20 protein-coding genes, 4 tRNA genes and 1 pseudogene are annotated in these 21,847 nt (G+C 34.4%); 12 read left to right on the top strand and 13 right to left on the bottom strand.

The window, feature by feature from the left end; genetic code table 11:
* Positions 1 to 140: 140 nt before the first annotated feature.
* Complete coding sequence (locus BLR17_RS08730; RefSeq protein WP_066329990.1) at positions 141 to 1,352, bottom strand: glycoside hydrolase family 88 protein; 1,212 nt, start codon at positions 1,350 to 1,352, stop codon at positions 141 to 143.
* 542 nt (positions 1,353 to 1,894) lie between these two features.
* Here BLR17_RS08730 and BLR17_RS08725 point away from each other — a divergent pair.
* Complete coding sequence (locus BLR17_RS08725) at positions 1,895 to 3,019, top strand: formylglycine-generating enzyme family protein (RefSeq protein ID WP_245683128.1); 1,125 nt, start codon at positions 1,895 to 1,897, stop codon at positions 3,017 to 3,019.
* Positions 3,020 to 3,197: 178 nt separating this feature from the next.
* A complete protein-coding gene (locus BLR17_RS16605) occupies positions 3,198 to 3,329 on the top strand; it encodes a DUF6922 domain-containing protein (protein ID WP_255283854.1) in 132 nt (43 codons plus the stop codon).
* 202 nt (positions 3,330 to 3,531) lie between these two features.
* Here BLR17_RS16605 and BLR17_RS08720 read toward each other — a convergent pair.
* A tRNA-Arg gene (locus BLR17_RS08720) sits at positions 3,532 to 3,605 on the bottom strand.
* A 93-nt stretch (positions 3,606 to 3,698) separates the two neighbouring features.
* Here BLR17_RS08720 and BLR17_RS08715 point away from each other — a divergent pair.
* Positions 3,699 to 4,211, top strand: coding sequence for an adenine phosphoribosyltransferase (locus BLR17_RS08715; RefSeq protein WP_083189571.1), 513 nt, complete (start codon positions 3,699 to 3,701; stop codon positions 4,209 to 4,211).
* Here BLR17_RS08715 and BLR17_RS16585 read toward each other — a convergent pair.
* The 3 genes and pseudogenes from BLR17_RS16585 to BLR17_RS08700 form a co-directional block, all read right to left on the bottom strand.
* Positions 4,208 to 4,347: pseudogene (locus BLR17_RS16585) on the bottom strand (SsrA-binding protein). The gene BLR17_RS08715 and the pseudogene BLR17_RS16585 sit on opposite strands and share 4 nt — an antisense overlap.
* Before the next feature lie 92 nt (positions 4,348 to 4,439).
* The gene (locus tag BLR17_RS08705) at positions 4,440 to 6,167 is read right to left on the bottom strand and encodes a M56 family metallopeptidase (protein WP_066329915.1); all 1,728 of its coding nucleotides are present in this window, start codon (positions 6,165 to 6,167) and stop codon (positions 4,440 to 4,442) included.
* 2 nt (positions 6,168 to 6,169) lie between these two features.
* Positions 6,170 to 6,529 (bottom strand): BlaI/MecI/CopY family transcriptional regulator, encoded by a 360-nt coding sequence (locus BLR17_RS08700; RefSeq protein WP_066329916.1) that lies wholly within the window; start codon positions 6,527 to 6,529, stop codon positions 6,170 to 6,172.
* A gap of 167 nt (positions 6,530 to 6,696) precedes the next feature.
* Here BLR17_RS08700 and BLR17_RS08695 point away from each other — a divergent pair, with 167 nt between their 5' ends.
* The 5 genes from BLR17_RS08695 (at position 6,697) to BLR17_RS08675 (ending at position 10,367) form a co-directional block, all read left to right on the top strand.
* The gene (locus tag BLR17_RS08695) at positions 6,697 to 7,299 is read left to right on the top strand and encodes a DUF1684 domain-containing protein (RefSeq protein WP_066329917.1); all 603 of its coding nucleotides are present in this window, start codon (positions 6,697 to 6,699) and stop codon (positions 7,297 to 7,299) included.
* Positions 7,299 to 7,961 carry a TatD family hydrolase gene (locus tag BLR17_RS08690; protein ID WP_066329918.1) on the top strand — a complete coding sequence of 221 codons (663 nt, stop codon included), beginning with the start codon at positions 7,299 to 7,301 and terminating at the stop codon, positions 7,959 to 7,961. The genes BLR17_RS08695 and BLR17_RS08690 overlap by 1 nt, the downstream gene beginning before the upstream one ends.
* Before the next feature lie 18 nt (positions 7,962 to 7,979).
* Complete coding sequence (locus tag BLR17_RS08685; RefSeq protein WP_066329922.1) at positions 7,980 to 8,699, top strand: tRNA threonylcarbamoyladenosine dehydratase; 720 nt, start codon at positions 7,980 to 7,982, stop codon at positions 8,697 to 8,699.
* 97 nt (positions 8,700 to 8,796) lie between these two features.
* Positions 8,797 to 9,471 (top strand): HAD family hydrolase, encoded by a 675-nt coding sequence (locus tag BLR17_RS08680; protein ID WP_066329924.1) that lies wholly within the window; start codon positions 8,797 to 8,799, stop codon positions 9,469 to 9,471.
* 53 nt (positions 9,472 to 9,524) lie between these two features.
* Positions 9,525 to 10,367: a DUF2911 domain-containing protein gene (locus BLR17_RS08675; protein ID WP_066329926.1), complete on the top strand. Its 843-nt coding sequence runs from the start codon at positions 9,525 to 9,527 to the stop codon at positions 10,365 to 10,367.
* A gap of 65 nt (positions 10,368 to 10,432) precedes the next feature.
* Here BLR17_RS08675 and BLR17_RS08670 read toward each other — a convergent pair whose 3' ends face one another.
* From BLR17_RS08670 to BLR17_RS08660, 3 genes are all read right to left on the bottom strand, one after another.
* On the bottom strand, positions 10,433 to 12,154 hold the full coding sequence (locus tag BLR17_RS08670; RefSeq protein WP_066329928.1) for a sodium:solute symporter family protein: 1,722 nt from the start codon (positions 12,152 to 12,154) through the stop codon (positions 10,433 to 10,435).
* A 123-nt stretch (positions 12,155 to 12,277) separates the two neighbouring features.
* Complete coding sequence (locus BLR17_RS08665) at positions 12,278 to 14,800, bottom strand: PIG-L family deacetylase (protein WP_066329929.1); 2,523 nt, start codon at positions 14,798 to 14,800, stop codon at positions 12,278 to 12,280.
* Positions 14,801 to 14,933: 133 nt separating this feature from the next.
* Entirely contained in the window at positions 14,934 to 15,383 is a 450-nt protein-coding gene (locus BLR17_RS08660) for a NanQ anomerase/TabA/YiaL family protein (protein WP_066329930.1), read from the bottom strand.
* A gap of 303 nt (positions 15,384 to 15,686) precedes the next feature.
* Here BLR17_RS08660 and BLR17_RS08655 point away from each other — a divergent pair, with 303 nt between their 5' ends.
* Entirely contained in the window at positions 15,687 to 16,346 is a 660-nt protein-coding gene (locus BLR17_RS08655) for a M15 family metallopeptidase (RefSeq protein WP_066329931.1), read from the top strand.
* A 72-nt stretch (positions 16,347 to 16,418) separates the two neighbouring features.
* Here BLR17_RS08655 and BLR17_RS08650 read toward each other — a convergent pair whose 3' ends face one another.
* Together BLR17_RS08650 and BLR17_RS08645 are read right to left on the bottom strand one after the other, a co-directional pair.
* On the bottom strand, positions 16,419 to 17,180 hold the full coding sequence (locus BLR17_RS08650) for a C40 family peptidase (protein ID WP_066329993.1): 762 nt from the start codon (positions 17,178 to 17,180) through the stop codon (positions 16,419 to 16,421).
* 13 nt (positions 17,181 to 17,193) lie between these two features.
* Positions 17,194 to 18,372 carry an acetyl-CoA C-acyltransferase gene (locus tag BLR17_RS08645; protein ID WP_066329932.1) on the bottom strand — a complete coding sequence of 393 codons (1,179 nt, stop codon included), beginning with the start codon at positions 18,370 to 18,372 and terminating at the stop codon, positions 17,194 to 17,196.
* A gap of 246 nt (positions 18,373 to 18,618) precedes the next feature.
* Between BLR17_RS08645 and BLR17_RS08640 the strand changes: the two genes are divergently transcribed.
* The 3 genes from BLR17_RS08640 to BLR17_RS08630 all read left to right on the top strand — a co-directional run bounded on the left by BLR17_RS08640 (position 18,619) and on the right by BLR17_RS08630 (position 18,901).
* Positions 18,619 to 18,702, top strand: a tRNA-Ser gene (locus BLR17_RS08640).
* Positions 18,703 to 18,720: 18 nt separating this feature from the next.
* Positions 18,721 to 18,798: transfer RNA gene (locus BLR17_RS08635), tRNA-Pro, on the top strand.
* Positions 18,799 to 18,827: 29 nt separating this feature from the next.
* Positions 18,828 to 18,901: transfer RNA gene (locus tag BLR17_RS08630), tRNA-Arg, on the top strand.
* 45 nt (positions 18,902 to 18,946) lie between these two features.
* Here BLR17_RS08630 and BLR17_RS08625 read toward each other — a convergent pair.
* The 3 genes from BLR17_RS08625 to BLR17_RS08610 form a co-directional block, all read right to left on the bottom strand.
* Positions 18,947 to 19,405: a tungsten formylmethanofuran dehydrogenase gene (locus BLR17_RS08625; RefSeq protein WP_066329933.1), complete on the bottom strand. Its 459-nt coding sequence runs from the start codon at positions 19,403 to 19,405 to the stop codon at positions 18,947 to 18,949.
* A 255-nt stretch (positions 19,406 to 19,660) separates the two neighbouring features.
* Positions 19,661 to 20,611, bottom strand: a complete 951-nt coding sequence (nadE, locus tag BLR17_RS08620; RefSeq protein ID WP_066329935.1) for an NAD(+) synthase — start codon at positions 20,609 to 20,611, stop codon at positions 19,661 to 19,663.
* Between the two features lie 782 nt (positions 20,612 to 21,393).
* Complete coding sequence (locus tag BLR17_RS08610; protein WP_139068408.1) at positions 21,394 to 21,696, bottom strand: hypothetical protein; 303 nt, start codon at positions 21,694 to 21,696, stop codon at positions 21,394 to 21,396.
* Positions 21,697 to 21,847 lie beyond the last annotated feature (151 nt).

The raw sequence follows: 21,847 nt of genomic DNA, 5'->3' as shown, positions 1-21,847 counted from the left end.
ATTATTATTTTGAAATGTATCCAGAATCACTAATGGTGGTTTGTTTTGAATATTGGTTAACCATATATAAATCAGTATGGTTATAACTTTTAAATTGTAATTCTGGAGTAAATTTTTGATTCGGTAATCGTAAATAGTTGTTATCGGATGGTTATTGATGAATCAATCTTTTTGATATCAGCATATCGTTTTAATGCTTCCAGATAATAATAATCTGCATAATCCAATGGAGTATCAATTTCAGAATTGTAAAGAAAAGCGCCGACACTATGTTTGAGCAGGAAATAACTATTTTCATCAGGCTTAGCCAAATAAGCGTCTGAAGACAATGATTGTAAGATGTCTTCGGCATAGTCAACATATTTTTTTCCGTCTTTTACCTGTGTACTTAAATCCAATAAGGCAGATGCTATAACGGCGGCAGCCGAAGCATCTCTTGGTGCACGTTCAGCGGTATCCATTGCATTGTGAACATCAAAATCCCAAACAGGAACTTTGTCTTTTGGCATTCGGGGATGATTCATTATAAAAGAAGCAATATGCTCAGCTTGTTGTAAAAACTTTGGATTTTTAGTGTTAGCATAACACATTGTATATCCATACAATCCCCATGCCTGTCCGCGAGCCCAAGCAGAATCATCTGTAACTCCCTGATGGGTCATTTTACGCAATACTTTACCTGTTTCCGGATTATAATCTACTAAATGATATGAGCTGTAATCTTTTCTAAAGTGGTTTTTCATCGTTGTTAACGCATGAGTATTGGCTATATGGACATATTCGGGTTTGTTAAATTCATTTGCACTCCAGTATAAGTATTCCAAGTTCATCATGTTATCGATAATTACCGGATAGTGTAGCCAATCCCAAGAACGAATTACTCCAATTTTAGGATTAAAACGGGCAGCAAGGTTGGCAGCTCCATCACGCAATGCAGGAAGGTAGATGGCGTCATTTGTAATTCTGTACGCATTACCATAAGAGCAAAAGAGCATAAAACCAAGGTCATGTGTGGTTTTTATATTTCGGATAGAGTCCAGTGCAAGTGTGAATTTTTTAGCTTCCTGAGCTAATTTTTTATTACCGGTAAGTTCGTACCCATACCATAAACTTCCGGGGAAAAATCCGGTAGTCCAATCCGTCAGTCCAGCTAGTTTTACCGTTCCATCAGGATTTATTGAACGCGGGTTTTTACCGGGAAGGTATGTCTTTGTGGCTTGGTTTAATTGGTAATTAATTACTTCAGTCGCTTTTTTAAACCATTTAAATGATTCATCATTTTGATTGGGTTGGGCAAACGAGCTAAAAGTAATTGCCGAGATAGCTAAAAATAAGCTAAAGGTTTTTTTCATAATCTTCATCTTTACGTTTATAGTTTGTTTATTTTCAATATTTTGATAAAGCGAAGTTAGACTTGAAGTAGAAAACACTATTTCAAATTCTATCATAAAACTTTTGAAATTGGTTAACTATAAGTAAAATGATGATGATTTTTTTGGTTTAGTGTGGTTTTAGCTTTTTAATTCAGAGAAAGGATAATTACTTGTAAAATCATTTTATACAAGTGGAAAAATATGGATATGCAAGCATAAGTTTGAGAAAAAGTAAGAACCTTTTAAATGTGATAAACATTTTAAAGGTTTTGTTTATAAGTATCTTATATTTTAAAGGCTATTTCAATGTTGGATTTTTAAAATTAAGATTTATTCTTAACTTCAATTGTACACTAAATTAGTATATCAATAATATATTTATTTGATAAATAAAGGGCTATATTGTCAATAATTAGACTATAATTGATCATTTTTATAACTTTTAAAAGATATAACTATTTTAAATTTGTTATGTAGTATTAGTAAATGTTATAATTAAAATTGAATTAAAAGATATAATGATGATTAAAAATAAAAAAATATGGAGCATTTCTGTTGTAGTCATTTTTACAATTGGTCTTGCATACCTTTTTTCAGCTGCATCAAAAAAAACAGTTGTTGAGAAATCTAATGAAGTAGTTGATAGTGATGGTAATCCAACATATAAACCTACAATCGAGAATAAAAATAATAAACCTAAATATGCACCTGAGGGCATGGTATGGATTCCGGGAGGAGAATTTTCAATGGGAAGTAAAAAAGAGTCAGAAAGCTTGTGTAGTATTAAAGGAGTAACCCAAGATGCAACGCCAATTCATCAAGTGTATGTTGATGGATTTTGGATGGATGCAAAGGAGGTTACAAATGATCAGTTTCAAAAATTTGTTGATGCAACAGCTTATGTGACTGTAGCGGAAATAAAACCTACTATAGAAGAATTTCCTAATGTTCCAATTGAGAGTTTGTTTGCAGGATCGGCTGTATTTACTCCAACACTTACTAAGGTGAGTTTAAATAATTATCTTCAATGGTGGAGATTTGTAAAAGGTGCCGATTGGAGACATCCTGAAGGACCTAATAGTTCAATAAAGAATAAGGGGAATTATCCAGTAGTTCAAATTGCTTATGAAGATGCTTTGGCTTATGCAAAATGGGCAGGGAAAAGGTTACCTACTGAGGCTGAATGGGAGTTTGCTGCACGTGGAGGGAAAACAGGAGAGTTATACTCGTGGGGGAATACATTAACTGTTGATCATAAATTTCAGGCAAATATTTATCAGGGTGATTTTCCAGTTGATAAAGGTGATACAGCTGAAGATGGTTTTGCCGGAATTGCTCCGGTAGCTCAATTTAAATCAAATGCTTACGGCTTGTATGATATGGCTGGAAATGTTTGGGAATGGGTAAATGATTGGTATAGTTCGGATTATTATAGGGAACTTAGTCAAGAAGGAGGAGTAGCGAGAAATCCAAAAGGACCTGATGCACCTTACGATTCTAAAGGAGGAAATGAGAAAAAACGTGTACATAGAGGAGGTTCTTTTTTATGTACTTCAGAATATTGTAGTAGATATATGGTTGGGACTAGAGGGAATGGAGAAGTTAGATCAGCTACTAATCATCTTGGTTTTAGATGCGTGAAATGAGAAAATTATTAGTAGTGTTTCAAAAAGTGTGTAAGTTGAAAAGTTATTCTGAAAATATTTGAGTTCTATTAATAAAGCTCGATTTTTTGGTACTATAACATAAACTATGTAATTAAAAAACGAAGTCTTGACTTTTCAACTTACACACTTTTTGGGACACTAAAATAAATACAATTGATTGGGAAAAACAGAAAAAAACATTATCAAAAGAGTTTTTGAACGCGGTAATGAGATGGGGAAAAATGAAATTATCCGTTTTTATGGTGCTAAAACAGTTGATACAATATTAAATAGTTCTATCCCTAAATAACAAATAGTATAAAACAGGATTACTACTTTTAATTTTTTTAATTATATTTTTACAATGATTTATGAATTTTACCCCGACGGGATTCAAACCAGTTTTCCTAGTAAACACTGAGGTTTTTAAATTTACCAGAATTGCTAAAGTTGCATAATAAACACAAAAAAACCCGAAAAACATAGGTTTTTCGGGCTTTAATTTTAAAAAGTGACCTCGACTGGATTCAAACCAGTAACCTTCTGAGCCGTAATCAGATGCGCTATTCAGTTGCGCCACGAGGCCTTTTGCAGTAGCTTTGTAAAGCGTGATTGCGGGTGCAAATATAGGGATAAATGTGTAACTTGCAAGCATAAATTTCAATAAATACTAAAAAAAATGAAGTTAGAAAATTATATCCGTGATATTCAGGGTTTTCCAAAAGAAGGAATTTTATTTAAAGATATTACCCCTTTGTTAAATGATGCCAAAGCAACTCAGGAATGTCTGGAAATTTTGGTAAAATCATTAAACGGACATAAAATTAATAAGGTCGTAGGAGCGGAAAGCCGAGGTTTTTTGTTTGGAATTTTACTGGCTCAGGAATTAAATGCCGGTTTTGTACCAGTACGAAAACCTAATAAATTGCCTTATGAAACCATTTCAGCTTCCTATGATTTAGAATACGGGACTGACATCTTAGAGATTCATAAAGATGCTATTCAAAAAGGAGATAAGGTTTTGATTCACGACGATGTGCTGGCAACAGGAGGAACGGCAAAAGCGGTTTGTGAATTGGTAGAAAAATTAGGAGGTGAAATTGTGCAATTGAATTTCCTGATGGAGCTGACTTTTCTTAACGGTCGTGAGAAATTAAATGGCTACAAAATTTTTGCTGCTTTAACCTATTAATCCAGTGCTCTCGAAGTAACATAATAACGGTACCCAATATTACTAATTGCCATTTCTTGGCTTTAGCCAAATCCAGGCCTTGCTTGCTGAAACTAGGTAAAACGAGTTTATTGATTTTGGCTAAAATTTTGAACATTTTTTTCTTTTAAAGATACTAAAAAGACGGTCTTGGAGAGAGACCGTCTTTTTAGATCATTTATTTTAATAGTAGTTTTTATTATTTTCCTTTTAAAGGGGAGAAGTTTCAACTACTAGAACTCCATTTCGGGATTTTTCCCCATAGGTAGCTAAGGTGATTTTTTTGGTTTCATCGGTGGATTCTTCAAATATATTAGCGTTAATAATTTTGATATTCCTATTTTTAATTTTTAATAAGCTTTTAAGGTTACTCTCTTTTCCATCAATTATGACTAAGGCTTTTCTAAAAGTTTTAATAAAATCTATTGGAGCAGAATTTTTGTCCTCGTCATTTATTTTTGTTGAAGTCTTACTGTTGTCATTTTGTTCAGAAATAATAGTTGGTTTTGGTGTGTCTGACGTTTTCGTTGTAATTATTACTTTCTTTTCAAAAGAATTTGTTTCGATTTTGTCAATGTTGTTTATGTCTAGTTTACTATATACAAAAGCAGTCGATTTTTTACCATCAATATAATATTCTTTAAGGTAGGATTTAATCGGTTCTTTACTTTTTGTTGTTATTCTAACTGTCTTTTTGTTTTTTGACTTATTACTGTTTTTATTTGTCTTTTCAGTTTTTTTATCACTCCCCATTAATTTAATTTCTTCACTAAATGGAGAAATATTATTTTCAGTTGTGATTTCAAAAGCACCTTTTTTTCCTAAAGTTCCATACTTCGCAATTGCTTGTTCTATGTTTAATTGTTTTATTGATGTTATAAGGTCTATATAAAGATCTCTTGGGTCTCTAAATGTTGGTTTTCCATTTACGACAATAAGTTCATCTCTAAATTCAATTTTTCTATTGAATATTTTGTCTTTTTCAGCATCTTTACCTGGGTCAATGGTTAATTTTAATCTCCCTGTTTTTGTGTTTATTTTATCTTGTTTTTTTTGTTTTTGAACTTCTTTCTCCTGTGCAACTACTTCAATTTGAAATAAAAACACAAAGGCAATTAGTACCGGAAATACGGTGATGTACTTCCAAGAATTCCATTTGTCGGATTGGTTTTTGTTCAACATAATAATTCTTTTTTTGATTAAGGATTGATAGAAATGATTGGTAATGGCTACACAATTGTCTTGTGTGGTTATTTTTAAAAGAGTTAATTGATAGGCTTTTTTGTCGGCGATGTTTTTGGAAGCTTCACTGTCGGCTATAAACTCCAAGTTTTGAATGATTGCTTTTTTATACAACCAAATCAACGGATTGAACCAAAAAGCAATACAAAACAATCGCGCGACTAATACATCTACACTGTGATGCTGACTGCTGTGGACTTTTTCATGTTCCAATATATTTTCTAATTCTATTGACGTATACAAAGAGGAATTATAAACAATAGCTTTAAAAAAGGAAAAAGGTGCAATGTTTACATTTATATCAATTAGTTTAAAATTTCCTTGCTGTTTGCTATTTTGACCTTTAAATACTTTGGATAAACTATAAAAATCAAAGAAGAGTTTGAGCAGAAAAATTACTGTTCCTATTAGATAAACGTAAGTAGCGATTAAGTACCAATCGATTTGGGGTTCCGGATTAATAGTCATAGTCGTTACCGGAATAGTAGACCAATCCAAGGAATCCGTTGTGGGTTCTACCCAAATTATTTTAGTGATAAAGTAAAGTGGCAGTAATGCTGAGGTGAATAATCCCGAAAGTAAAAACCATCTGTTGGCGGTAAAGAATGTTTCTTTGCGCAGTAATAGCATATAGGCCAGGAAAAACAATCCAATTAAGCCACTTGCTTTGATGAAGTAAAGGAATAAATTTTCCATAGTTATTCTTTTTTCTCAATCATGGCTAAAATTTCTCGTAATTCTTCGGCAGATATTTTTTCTTCTTTGGCAAAAAAGGAAACCATATTTTTATAAGAATTATCAAAATAGTTTTCAATGGCAGTATTCATGAATTTTTTTCGATAATCTTCCATTTTTACAATTGGAAAATATTGATGCGTTTTCCCGAAAGCATTATAGGAAACATATCCTTTTTCTTCCAGATTTCTAATAATGGTCGAAAGGGTGTTGTAATGCGGTTTTTCATCTGCCATTTCGGCCATGACTTCTTTTACAAAAGCTTTTTCCAGCTTCCATAAAATTTGCATGATTTCTTCTTCTTTGTTGGTTAACTTTTCCATAGTTGTTTAATTTGAATACAAGTATATAACTATTTTTTTAGTTTCAAAACTATTTTTATAGTTATTTAACTAAAATTTTAGTTTTTATAGTTTTAAGCTGTAATTTTATGAAGATTAGTCGTTGTGGCTTTGCAACTTTTAAGCTATTTTTGCATAAAATTTTGAAGATGAGGTATATTCTATTGTTTAGTATTTTGTTCCAAAGTGTTTTTGGCTATAGCCAGGAAAAATTTGATTTGGCTGCAGCTAAAAAATACCAGCAGGAATTAAATAAAGAATATGCTAATCGTGATACGAGTCCATTAGAAGAAGCTGATTTTAGCCATTTCAAAGGTTTGGATTTTTATCCTGTAAGTAAAAAATATTTTGTAGTTGCCAAGTTAGTGCGTACGCCAAAAGAAAAAGCTTTCAAGATGAAAACATCAACTGACAGAACACCAATATATAAGAAGTACGGTGAAGTACATTTTGAAATGGATGGAAAAATGCACAAATTGAATGTGTATCAAAGTTTGGAACTCATTGTAAATCCAAAATATAAGAACGATTTGTTTTTGCCTTTTTTTGATGCAACTTCGGGTAAAGAAAGTTACATTGGCGGGAAATATATCGATTTAAAGATTCCAAAAGGCAATACAATTGCAATTGATTTTAATACTTCGTACAATCCGTATTGTGCTTACAGTTACCGTTATTCCTGTCCTAAAGTTCCTTTGGAAAACGATTTAAAAGTGGCAATTCGTGCGGGGGTTAAAAAATTTCATGACTAATGCAGTACTTCAATTTACATACCCATCAATTTACTAATGATGCTGAGATTCTGGAATTAGTCAATCAATATCCACAGGAGTTTGACCAGACAATGCCGCATTATTCCATTGGGATTCATCCATTGTTTATCGATGAAAATCGACTGCTAAGTGATTTTGAAATTTTACAACAAAAAGCGGGCTTGCCGGAATGTCTGGCTATTGGCGAATGTGGTTTGGACAAACGCAGTGAGACTGCTTTTGAGATTCAATTGGAAGTTTTAGAAAGACAATTACTATTGGCCGAAAAATTTCAAAAACCTGTTGTGATACATTGTGTTCATGCTTTTCAGGAATTGGAAGAAATGAAAAAACGTTTGAAACTGACAACTCCTGTCATTATTCATGGATTTTCTAAAAAAGAGCAGTTGGCAAAAGAACTTCTCAATAATGGATTTTATCTTTCTTTTGGGAGATATTTATTGATAAATCCCGAATTAGAATCGGTTTTTAATAGTGTGCCGGAAAATCGATTTTTTCTGGAAACCGATACTTCCGACTATACTATTGAAGAAGTGTACGCTTTGGCTGCAAAATATAAAAAGATAACAGTGGAAGAATTACAGCAGATTATTTCCAATAATTTTGATGCTGTTTTTACAAATAAACAAATTACCAAATAAACAAATACACTTTAAATTATGGCAGAGTGGACCGAAAGAGCGGAGCTTTTATTCAAAAAAGAAGGATTAAATAAATTACAGAATGCCAATGTAATGGTAGTAGGATTAGGTGGTGTAGGATCATTTGCAGCCGAATTTTTAGCCCGCGCAGGAGTGGGAAATATGATTATTGTGGATGGAGATGTGGTGGATATTACCAATATAAACCGACAATTGCCGGCTTTGCATTCGACAGTTGGGGAACCAAAAGTAACGATTGTAGGTGATCGTTTGATGGATATCAATCCGGAATTGAATTTAACCAGAGTGAAAGAATTTCTTTCTCCGGAACGTGCTTTCGAATTGGTTTCTGAGGATATGGATTATGTTTTGGATTGTATTGATAGTATTACTCCAAAATTGAATTTGATTGTTGGAGCGAAGAAAAAGAAGGTGAAAATCATTTCTAATATGGGGGCCGGTGGGAAAATGCAGGCCGGAAAAGTTACTGTAAAAGACATTAGTAAAACCGATGTTTGTCCCTTGGCCAAAGTAGTTCGTAAGCGTTTGCGTAAAATGGGCGTTAAAAAAGGAGTAAAAGCTGTTTTTTCTATGGAAAAACCGGATGAAACCAGTGTAAAAATGACAGACGGAACTAACTTTAAAAAATCTTTTTACGGAACAAACAGTTATATGCCGGCCTTATTTGGTTTACATGCAGCCGAAACAGTAATTCGTGATCTTTTGAAAAAGGAATAATAAGAAAAGAGGAAAGAGATTAAAATCAAATTCCTTTATATTTTAGAACTGTCAACTTTCAACTTTCAACAAAAAACAAGAAACTAAAAACAAAACAATGATACAAACTGTAATTTTTGACATGGACGGCGTAATTGTCGATACTGAACCTGTACACCGTTATGCTTATTACAAACAATTCAAAGAATTAAATATCGAAGTAAGCGAAGAATTATATACTTCTTTTACAGGAAATTCGACTCGAAATATTTTCCAAAAACTAAAAGATATTTTTCAACTGGAACAGGATGTAGAAGATTTGATTCTGAGAAAAAGAAGCATTTTTAATGATGCTTTTGATACTAAAAAAGATTTAGAATTATTAGCTGGTGTTCGCAGTTTAATTGAAGATTTACATCAAAATGGAGTGCAGTTAATTTTGGCTTCTTCAGCTTCAAAAGTAACTATCGAGCGTATTTTTAATCGTTTTGATTTGCATCAATATTTTACCCATAAGGTAAGTGGTGAGGATTTTCCAAAATCAAAACCACATCCGGCCATTTTTGAACATGCTGCGAGTTTATCGATTGCTCCTAAGGAAAATTGTATTATTATTGAAGATAGTACTAATGGAATTGTTGCGGGAAAAGCGGCAGGAATTTTGTGTATAGGCTATAATAGTGAGCATTCTAAGAATCAGGATTTATCATTGGCGGATTATGTTGTAAATCACTTTGATGAGCTGGATTATAGCAGAGTTAAAGAAATGGATTCTAAATTATGCAATAATTAACAGCTGTCGTAAAACAGATATTGTAAATTTGATTTTTAAAACATTACAGAATTATGAAAAGAGTATTGATTGTATTATTTCTTGTGGTTTCTTATTTTAGTGTTACAGCTCAGGTAAGAATTCCTGAAACAAGTCCGAATGCTGTTGTTAAACAGGTAGTTGGTCTAACTGATGTAGAAATTGTGTATTCCAGACCATCGGCAAGAGGAAGATCGGTTTTAGGGAATTTGGTTCCTTTTGGTCAGCTATGGCGTACCGGAGCTAATGAAAATTCGACGATCTCTTTTAGTGATGATGTAGTGATTAATGGAAAAACGTTGAAAAAAGGGAAATATGCTTTATTTACCGTTCCCAATGTTCAGAGTTGGGATATTATTTTTTATACCGCAATTGACAATTGGGGAACACCTAAGGATTTTGATGAGGCAAAAGTAGCTTTGAAGGCAACGGTTAATGATGAAGCTTTGACAAAACCGGTAGAAACTTTTACTTTAGCGATTAATAATTTGACGACTAATTCGGCAACTTTAGATATTTCCTGGGAGAACTCCTATGTTTCATTGAAATTTGAAGTGCCTACTAATAAACTGGCAATTGCAAGTATTGATAAAACCCTTGCAGGACCAACACCTGAAGAATATTATACAGCAGCTCAATATTATTACCAGTCTAACGGAGATATTGCAAAAGGAAGATCTTATATTGACAAGGCGATTGAATTGTCTAAATCGGTTCCGTTTTATTATCTAAGATTAAAATCATTGATTCAGGCAAAACAGGGAGATAAAAAAGGAGCTATAGAAACAGCTAAATGGTCTATGTCGGCTTCGGAAGCTGCCGGAAACAAAGAATACATTGAAATGAACAAAGCCAGTATAGAGGAATGGAGTAGATAAAATATTTCGTTTTTTATAAAAATCCCATTCGCACATCTGGTTCGAATGGGATTTTTGTTTTTAATTTATTCTTCAATTTTCGTTGTTTTAAAAATACTTAATTGCAATAAAGAAGAAAGCACAATCGTCATCATGGCTCCAATGAAATTAAGCCATAAATAGCCCAGTTTTTCTTCGCCACTCGGATAGATAAAAATGGCAAAATAATAAATGACAAAGATGGTCAACTGGCTAATAAAAGCACTGTAAAAAATAGCTTTGGCTTTGACAAAATCAAAATAAAAACCAACCAGAAAAATGCCTAATACTGTCCCGTAGAAGATAGAACCAACAATGTTTACTAACTGAATTAGGTTTTCAAACAAAGTACCAATACAGGCAAAAAGAATGGCTACCACTCCCCAAAAGAACGTGAAAAATTTAGTAGCATTCAGATAATGCGTTTCGGTTTTCGGTTCTTTTAAATTTCGTTTGTAAATATCAATAGCGGTGGTGGAAGCTAAAGCATTTAGTCCCGAAGCAGTAGAAGACATAGCTGCCGATATAATTACAGCCAATAATAAACCAATTAAACCTTTGGGTAAATAATGCAGGATAAAATGAAAGAAAACATAATCTTTGTCATTGGTTTCACTGCCCTTATCGGCTTTATGGATAATTTCTTTAGCTCTGTCTCTTAAATCTTTTTCTTTGGTTGAAATAGCAACTAATTCTTTTCTTAAAATAGGATTGTCATAATCCTGGTTTAATTGGTCGATGTACAAAAGATTAATTACTTTTTTGTCTTCAGAAAGGGTGTCCAGTTTTTTTTCTAAAGAATGGTATTCGTTCTTAAATTTTGATTTTTCAATGAGGGCTTTGTTGTTGGGATTAAAATTTAAAGGTACCGGGTTGAATTGGAAAAAAACAAAAACCATCGCGCCAGTCAGTAAGATAAAGAACTGCATAGGCACTTTTAAGAGCCCGTTCATGATTAATCCCATTTGGCTTTCCCTAACCGATTTTCCGGATAAATAACGTCCTACCTGAGATTGGTCGGTGCCAAAATAAGCCAGAGCCAGGAAGAAACCTCCTGTAATTCCGCTCCAGAAAGTATATTTTTCCTCAGGGTCAGTAGAAAAATCTACAATGTTCATTTTTCCATTAGCTCCGGCAATATGCAGCGCATTGCTGAAAGTCATATCATTAGGTAAAAAATGAAGAATTAGAAAAAAGGTGATAAACATACCCGACATAATCACAAACATCTGTTGTTTTTGGGTCACATTAACTGCTTTAGTCCCGCCGGAAACGGTATAAATAATTACCAAAATCCCTATTACAATATTCATGTACGTAAGATTCCAACCTAATAATGCCGATAAAATAATCGCAGGAGCATAGATGGTCAATCCTGTTCCAAGTCCTCTTTGCAATAAAAAAAGGATAGCTGCTAAGGAACGTGTTTTTAAATCAAAACGTTTTTCCAGATATTCATAGGCAGTAAAAACTTTGAATTTATGATAGATAGGAATAAATGTCAAACAAATGACAATCATAGCTATGGGTAATCCAAAATAAAACTGAACAAATCCCATTCCGTCATGATAAGCCTGACCGGGAGTGGAAAGAAAGGTAATCGCACTGGCCTGAGTAGCCATTACCGAAAGCCCCACCATATGCCAGGGAGTTTCATTACTTCCCAGAATGAATTCTTCTACGTTTTTACTTCCTTTCGTTTTCCAGGCTCCATAAATTACTATGAATAGCAAGGTAATTATAAGTACAATCCAGTCAAATAATTGCATGGTTTAAGAGTATAATTTCATTATTAGATAAAAAAACAAGACATAAGCTACATTGGCAACCAGTACCCAGGTGTAATCCGGTTTCCACTTTTTTTCTTTTTTTGAGTCCATTATAAGTGTTTTTTATTTTTGTGTTTCCTCAGTTTCAGGAGTTTTTAATGCAATCATATTGGCAATTAACCGATAGGCTCCTGAAACACCTTCTGGTAATTCTCTAAATAAACTTAAGCCGGTATAGATATATTGTCCTTTTCCGTAGGTAGCAACTAATAGAGCACCTTTTTTAGCACTTTCTCCTTTGTCGTGAGAAGAAAGTATAGGCGTAAAGGCAGCGTCAAATTCATTAGGATAATACAAGCCTTGTTCCTGTGTCCAGCCTTTGAAATCTTTTGATGTAATCGGGTTAGGATAATTTAAAACAGGATGATTTGGTGCTAAAAATTCAACATTGGCGTTTTCGTCGGTAACTCTGTCGTTAGAAAGGCTTAAAGGATAGGGAGCAATATTAGCAGGAATCGTTTTATCCGGAGTGTTGTACTGTACAATCAGTGTTTTTCCTCTTTTAACGAATTCCAATAATAAATGTTGTCTCGTTTTTAAAAAGGGAAGGGTATTGTAAGCACGAATTCCGGTGATGATTACATCAAAATTATTCAAATAACGCGAATTGATTTCTTCGGGAGTGATTAATGTTACCTTGTATCCCATTTGGCTCAAACATTCAGGGACATTATCTCCTGCACCCATGATATAGCCAATTCTTTCATTAGTAGTTTTTAAATCCAGTTTTTTAAATTTTGCTTCTGACGGAAGCAATACCTGCTGTTTACTGATGTGCTCGTAATTGATAATAATTTGTTCTTTTTCATATTTTTTATCATTAAGTGTAACCACACTTTTTACGGTAGTTTCCGAAGCTTCTTTAGGAGGAGTTACCTCAAAATAAACTGTTTTTTCGTTGTCTTTTTTGTCCAGGCTAAAAGGAATATGATCCGGAAAAACATTCCAGTCATTGTTAAGTTCCAATCGGATTTCTCCTTTGATGTTGTCTTTTCCGGCTTTTACCAATACTGCCATTTTTTTGGTATTTCCGTCATTAAAAAAAGAAATTTTGTCTATGATTCTCGAACTTACTTCGGGAACCACATCAAGATAATTGTACATTTCTCCTTTAACTTTATCATTAAATTTATAGACTACTGCACGTTCAAAAGGAATGGTCAGACCGTTGATTGCAATGTTGAATTCCAGTTTAATATCTCTGATGATATCAGCAATTCCAATGTTTTTTTGATCACTAACCTGATACATACCTGTAGTTGGTTTTTCTTTTAACCAATTAGGTTGGCTATACCCAATGTTTTCGGCTAATTGAATAGGAACTGTTAGATTTTGTGGATTATTGTTATCTAAAGGTTTGTTGATGTCGGTATTATTTTTGTCAGGAAAACTGGTGATGCTTTTTAATTCCATTGGAATAGTACTTCTGTTAATCGCTTCAATTTTGATTTTTACAGCACTTCCCGGAGTCGCCTGATCTTCTGAGGCCACGGCTTCGAGATACAATCCGGCACAGCTGGCAATGATATTTTTAATTTCGTTTAATTTAATTGGTTTCCAATGATTTTCATCAAGACTTTCAATCATTTGGTAAGCCTTGATTAAAGCAGGGATTGAAGCAGAAGGATTTGAAAAATCAAATCGTTCCTGTATATTGTTGATTATTCTCCCAATAGTTCTTCCTCCTTTTACACGATTCCAGCTAGTGTCTATTCCGTCAAAAATATTGGTTTTGTCTTTTAATTCTTCACCATTAATCAGTTCTAAATATTCGCTGTCTTTACCGCGACTTCCCGTGCTGCCAAAACCTTGTGATTTATGAGCACTTCTGCTCAAGGCTGCAATTTCCTGATTGGATTGCCCTAATGCCGGATAGTAAGCACCTGTTTCTAAAGTGACGAAATTGGTCTTATCAGCAGCATCAAATTTTTCCTGACTGCCATAAAACCAAACCGAAGGATTAAAGAAAACACGTTTGGCTTGCCAGGGACTGTACCATTGCAATTGTTCCGGAAAACGTTCCGGATTATTGGATAAACCAAATGCTTCTACACTCAAAATAGCCGAAGCGGTATGGTGACCATGGGTAGTTCCTGGTGAACGATGGTCAAAACGATTGATAATCACATCAGGTTGAAATTTTCGGATAGTCCAGATTACATCAGCCAGTACTTTTTCTTTGTCCCAAATTTCAAATGTCTCGTTGGGATTTTTAGAAAAACCAAAATCATTAGCACGGCTAAAAAACTGTTCTCCGCCGTCAATTTTTCGGGCTTCTATTAATTCCTGGGTACGTATTACACCTAATAATTCTCTTAATTCAGGACCAATTAAATTTTGTCCGCCATCACCACGAGTCAAGGAAAGATAGGCCGTTCTTGCTTTTTTTTCATTCGAAAAATAAGAAATCAAGCGGGTGTTTTCATCATCAGGATGAGCAGCAATATAAAGCACACTCCCGAGGAAATTTAATTTCTGAATTTGATTGTAAATTTCAACAGCATCAGGCTTTTTTGGTTTTTGAGCATGGCTGAGTTGAAATAAAAAGAAGAATGTAAAAATAAAAACGGCTCTGTTTTTAAGCATTTGGTTGTAATTTTTTGGCAATAGATTCAAATGTAATAATTATTTTTCGGAATAAAATGATTCTCATTTGCTTCATAAAACAACAAAAACTACTCCGAAAAGTAGTTTTGCTGTAATTAATTTTATTTTTTTTTTAGATTTTAACCTTGATAACGATTTTTTTAATTTTTCCATTGCTTATCATGGCCGCATGTACATCTTCCGGAAATAGGATGGTGAATTGTCCCGGATTCAATTCGAAAAACATATCCGGTTTGTCAAAAAAGAAACGAACATCTTTTTCGTCGCTGTAATCACCATTTGGACTCACACATTTTTCTCTGGGTTTCCAGGCGTAGGTTTCCGGACCGGCTACACATACCTGAATATCAATATTTTTATCGTGGCACTCAAAGTGAACCAAACTTTGTTCTTTTGAATTTCCGTTTCCTGAGTTTACGATAATTTTTAAATCATCGCTGTATTGGGTTACTCCGTCAGCCAGATTGGCTAAGTCATTTTCTTTTAAAAATTGAAAAGCTTTTTCGAAAGCAGGGTGCAAACCATAGTATTTAGCAGCATTGTTTAAAGAATCTACAATCATTTTTAAGTTGTTTATTTAGTTTTAATGGTGAATGATTTATTGCATTTGGGTAATAAAAAATAAAAGTACATTTTTAAATTTAATCGCCGAAAGTAAAACCGCATAAAAAAGATTTTTTTAACTACTTCAGGCTGATTCTTTTTTTGTTTTCAATTTCGAACAATCAATTTTGTGTGGATTATCAATAAGAATAAGGAGTAAGACTGCTTTATTGGTTTCCTTTTGTACATTTGTAAGAAGCGCAAAATGTTGTATTTGAAAATGCATTTTATTTCAAAAAACGCGTTACTAATTTAGTTGCCAATGAGAACTACATTCAAAAATATAAGTTTACTTTGTTTATTGATTATTTTTTTGTCCTGTCAATCGCAAATTGTGGTGGTGAAGTCTGTTAATCCGGTTGCTGTGGCAGTGGACGATACTACATTTGTCAATTTGAAATCCTATAGTGCTGATTTTGTTTATGATATGAAATACGCTACCGAAGATAATTTTCTGAAAGCCAAAGTGTACGATTGCGCCGAATGTTATTTGCGTTACAAAACAGTTCAGGCTTTGATAAAGGCCAATGAAACTTTTATGAAAGAAGGGTTGCGTATTAAATTGTATGATTGTTACCGTCCGCTGGATATTCAAAAACGAATGTGGGCTATTGTTCCTAATCCGGAATATGTAGCCGATCCAGCCAAAGGTTCGATTCATAATAGAGGAGGAGCGGTCGATATTACACTTGTAAATAAAAGAGGGAAAGAATTAAAAATGGGAACTCCTTTTGATTTTTTTGGCCCTGAAGCCAGTCATAACTACGAAGATTTATCTCAAAAAGTAAAAGACAATCGGGCGCTGCTTAAAAAGGTTATGATAGAAAATGGTTTTAATTCTTTCGATTCCGAATGGTGGCATTACAATTTAAAATCGGCATTAAAAGACAAACTTTCTAATGAAAAATGGGATTGTAAGTAAAAAAGGTTTTTTCACACCCTAACCCCTCTCAAGAGGGGAATATAGCCTCGTTTTAAAAAGAATGTTTTAAAATTAAACAATCTTCTTAATCACTCTCAGTTTATGAGTATGTTTGTTGATTTCGCCGTTAAAAATTCCTAAATGGTCAATACGGTCAATGCGTACTTTTCCACTCGCATGGATAATGTAATTGTTTTCCATGATAATCCCCACATGGATGATGTTGCCTTCTTCGTTATCGAAAAAAGCCAAATCTCCGGGTTCGCTTTCTTCAATAAAACTTAAGGCTTCACCCTGAGTTGCCTGCTGCGAAGCATCTCTTAAAAGTTTGTATCCATTCAATTTATAAACCATTTGTGTAAAACCGGAGCAGTCAATACCAAAAGGTGTTTTCCCTCCCCACAAATAAGGAGCATTCAGGTACATGTAAGCGGTATTGATAAGGTTTTTTTTGTCTTTTATACCGTTTACTTTTGTTCCTTCAAATTCGTAATTCTGGGTATTGATTTCGTTGTTGTTTAAAAAAGACAGCGAAGCCCCCAGCGGAATAGGAATCAACAGATTGTTAGGTGCTGTAATGTATTCGATTAAATCGGAATTCAGGATAATGGTTTCTTTAGACAATTGGTCGTAATTGGCTTCTGAAATCACCTGATATTGTTTGGAATCTACCCAGCCTTCGTAGTCGTCGTATTGTAATTTAATGCGTGACCATTGATTGCGTTTTTCTAAAATTTTGAAATGTTCGCCAAATAAAACTTGGGAAACAATTTCGCTTTTGTCGCTAGGTTCAAATCGAAGGGGGATAATGGCTAAATTACAAATTCCGAACATTAATTCTATTTTTTTAGATTCTTTCAATAACAATTGCTGAAGCACCTCCGCCACCATTGCAAATGGCTGCGGCTCCTGTTTTGGCATTATTTTGTTCTAAAATATGCAGCAAACTCACTAAGATTCTCGCTCCTGAACAACCTAGTGGATGTCCTAAGGAAACGGCACCTCCATTGACATTTACTTTGGCACTGTCCAATCCCAGGATTTTGATATTGGCTAAACCTACAACGGAAAAAGCTTCGTTGAATTCAAAAAAATCGACATCATTTATTGTTATTCCTGCTTTGTCTAAGGCTTTAGGTAAGGCCTTTGCAGGACTTGTGGTAAACCATTTTGGTTCCTGAGCAGCATCGGCATAGCTTTTTATATAGGCTAATGGTTTTAATTGTAATTCGGCTGCTTTTTCTTCACTCATCAGGATTAAGGCTGCGGCTCCATCGTTTATTGTAGAAGCATTAGCGGCAGTAACGGTTCCGTCTTTGGTGAAAACAGCGTTTAAAGAAGGGATTTTATCTAATTTAACATTAGTATATTCTTCGTCTTTAGCAATCACTATCGGTTCACCACGACGTTGCGGAACGGCTACCGGCACGACTTCGGCATCAAACTTACCTGTATCCCAGGCCTGAGCCGAACGGCGATACGATTCAATGGCAAAATTATCCTGTTCTTCCCGGCTAATATTGTATTGGTTGGCACAAAGGTCGGCATAAACACCCATAGCCTGATTGTCATAAGCATCCACTAAACCGTCTCTTTGCATACCATCTGTAAGGGTAGCGGGACCAAATTTTGTTCCGCTTCTCAAATGGGTATAATGCGGAATCAAACTCATGTTTTCCATACCGCCTGCTACTACAATTTCAGCATCACCAGTTTGAATAGCCTGAGCCGCCATCATTACGGCTTTCATACCCGAAGCGCAAACTTTATTGATAGTGGTGCAGGGAATGGTATTTTTCAAACCAGCAAAAAGAGCCGCCTGACGTGCAGGAGCCTGACCTACGCCTGCCTGAATGACATTACCCATCAGTACTTCGTCTACCAGATTAGGATCTAAATTGATTTTGTCCAAAGCGCCTTTGATGGCTGCAGCGCCCAGTTGCGGTGCTGAAACATTGGCTAATCCTCCCATGAAACTTCCGATTGGTGTTCTTACGGCAGCAACGATAACTACTTTTTTGCTCATTTTTTAAATTAGGTTTGATTGTATAGTTGTAGCAAATTTAGTCTTTTTTGTATAAAATTTATATTTTCGATTATTGATTCTGTTTTTGAAAAAAAAGTTTAAAAAAAGATGGATTCTATCTCTTTGATTGTTAGTGTTTTTTGAAAAAATCAAAAAAAATATTAAAAAAAAGCACAAAAATAGTTGTGAGAAATGAGATGTTGTGTTACATTTGCAACCGCAAAACGAGACACGTTCTCTGAGCTTGGAGAGGTGCCAGAGTGGTAATGGAGCAGATTGCTAATCTGTCGACGGGTAACCGTCGCCAGGGTTCGAGTCCCTGTCTCTCCGCTTATAAATTTTGCTACTCGGGGTGTAGCGTAGCCCGGTTATCGCGCCTGCTTTGGGAGCAGGAGGCCGCAGGTTCGAATCCTGCCACCCCGACCAAAACTTTACCATAAAGTTTTAAAACAAATGGTTCCATAGCTCAGCTGGATAGAGCAACGCACTTCTAATGCGTAGGTCGAAGGTTCGAATCCTTCTGGAATCACAAGAAGCCTTGAAATCATTGATTTCGAGGCTTTTTTGTTTGTGTTTATTGCTCGCAAATTTCTTTTAGTTTTTCGAGTGCTTTTGGGAAAGTCTGATTCATGTAATCCAAAAAATCCTCTGTAACATCTAAATCAACAATAACTGTAGTTGTACCATTCTTTTCTTCGAAGGTATAATTTTCAAATCCGTTAGCCCATTTTTCTACTTCCGGACCTTCGGTAATTTCGGTATTGTCTTTTATAATTCCGTAATGACGAATAGAAACAAAACGGTTGGGGATGCAGTCAGCTATCTCCGAAACCATGCCGCCTTTGTTACCATGCTCATCTGTTCCCACAAAGAGCATTTTGCTTCCCTTGTACCAGTTGCCTTCGTAGGTAGAACTGGGGTTAAAAAGCGCTGTCCATGTCTCATAAGTAGCTTTATTGCTCATGCCCAGCATGGTTTCATAGACTTTGTCGGCAAAGGCGTTTATGTGTATTTTGAATTGGATCTTTTGCATATTATTGACTTTTTATCTCTAAAGTTTAAGTGGTGAATTAAAGATAATAACTTTGCTTTTTAAAAGCAATAGAGAATGAGCATCTTATAAACGCTGTGGTTTGTTTCATAAGATAAGCAGGCATTCGTTGAAAGGTACTAGGGCAAAAAGAAACTTCTTTCAAATCGCTTTAAAAGAAGTTGGATTGTATTTTTTCGATATGATTTTTAGTAAATGGGAGTTGTGCAACAGTTGCCGCTGTTGTATGTAGCCCTTCTATTCATTCTTAGTTGTTTTTACGGTCATAATTGGTGCAAGCGAAGGATTTCTTTGCGTTTCTGTCAATCGGACTATTTCCTGTATTTCTAAAACTTTTTTTTCTCTTAGGGTAACTTGTTCTGCAATTTCTTTTGGTGTCATTTTGTTCTCTAAGCCAAGTAAAATCAAGTCAACTTGCTGTACAGGCAATTCCAGATAGCCAACATATTTGTCTGTAACACCAGGAACCATATCGGGATTGGGTGTTCTATCCAGAATTTCGGTTGGGATGCCGATATGTTGCCCAATTTGGAATATTTGACTTCGATAAATATTTTTAAGAGGCATAATGTCCGCACAGTCATCAATTCCACATTTTACAAAAAGCCCAACGGAACGCTCTGTTTTATGAGTTGCACCAACCAGCAACAGGTTGTTGTCTTCTGCATATTTGTATGCGTAAAGTAATCTTGCACGCTGTCTGCCACTTATTTTAGAGGTATATTTTTGAAATGTTTCTACTCGTTCACCCCTTAACATTTTTAAATATCCTTTGTAAACTTCATCTCCTTTTTTTTGCTTGACTTTTTCAATTCGATTTCTCCAAAATTCCCTGCCACCTAAAAATGTCAAAAGTAGATCTGCTATTTTTAAACTACGTAGGATAGGGTTGATGTAAATTTTCTTGGATTTTATGTCAAGCTGTTTGATAATGAGTTTACCGTATAAATTGGCTTCAGGGTTGCCAAATCGTTCTGGTAACATTAGAGCTGTTACCTTGTCTTTACCAACAGCTCTTGTTGTAAGAGCGGCAGTAACACTGGAGTCCAGTCCGCCTGAAACGGTTACTAGAATCCCGTCCTTTTTGGATTCAATAAATTTTGTTCTAATAAAAGTCTCAATGTCTGAACACCATTGTTGCGGGTCAATTTCTAAAGATTTTTCATTTAGTATGTTGAGTCCAGACATTACTTGATGTTTTTATCGTTATTTAAGGTTGCACATAACGGTCCAGGGCTTTGCGTTTGTTGCTAGCGAGTGGTGTAGATTATTTTCTGCTAAAGATAGAATTTTTTCGTGAAGAAAAAGCGTTAAGGTAACGAAGCAACCCAGTCATTGCATGAAACCGCTGTTATGAACTGTGCTTTTCTCAATTCTGATACTTTTCAGTATTAATAAACTTCCAACGAAATTTAGTACTATTCCACACGCAAAGTAGCCGTATTCATAACTTTTACCAAATAGTTTTTCAAAATAACTAAAGTATTGGTTTATAGTGTTATTAAAAATTATTCCAGAAAAAAATGTCATCAATAAGAGAAGAAATATAATAACAGTATTTATGTAATGATTTTTATTTTTCCAATTCATGTAAGCAACAAATACAATTCCCAATGAGGCAATCACAAAAGCCAAATAAAGTCTATACCATAAAAAATCATCAAGTATTTTTATTCTTTTTGTCCATTCAACGTCATTTATGTCTTTACGTAAGTATAAAATTTCTTTAATTTGAAACGAATAAAAGAATCTTTGAAAACCATAAATGATAAATAAAATTCCAAAAAAATAGAATAACGTAATTCTCAAATTGAAGTTCTTCATTTAATGCTCGGTTTTAGCATAGCTCATAACGTGTTCCGATGCTTTGCGACAGTTTCGATGCCAGCGGGCTGATTATTTTCTGTTAAAGATAAACGTTTTTCGTGAAGAAGTAAAAAGTTAAATCAGCAATTGCGCAAAAACCGCTGTTAGCGGTAGTTTTCGTACTTCGTTGATAACTTATCATTCAAGTAATCAGACAGCTTTTCATAATCCTTTGAATTTCGTTCAAACAATCTGATTTTTTCTCCTTCAATATTTATGATTATTTCGTTTCCGGTTTTAATTCCTAATAGATTATAATGGTTTTCAGTCCAACTTGAAATTGCTTTTAAATCGTATCTTTTTTGATCTGAAAAAGTCTGATTGATTATTAAATCATTCTCAATGAGATTAAAATACTTGATTCTTTTAATTCTTCTTATTTCCAGTATTATAAATGCTAAACCCATTAATATTAAAGCCGTTTTTTTCCATAGTTGATTCGACCTTTCTGTAAAAGCGAAAATTAGAACGCTTAATAAAAGCGTTACTAAAATAATCTGTAATATATTTTTTGTTGTCTGTGTCATGTCTGTGTGGCGAGAAAATTACCGCTAACGT

Origin of the sequence: Flavobacterium glycines (assembly GCF_900100165.1) — a bacterium.
GTDB classification, from domain to species: domain Bacteria; phylum Bacteroidota; class Bacteroidia; order Flavobacteriales; family Flavobacteriaceae; genus Flavobacterium; species Flavobacterium glycines.
This window is presented reverse-complemented; position numbering and strand designations above follow the sequence as displayed.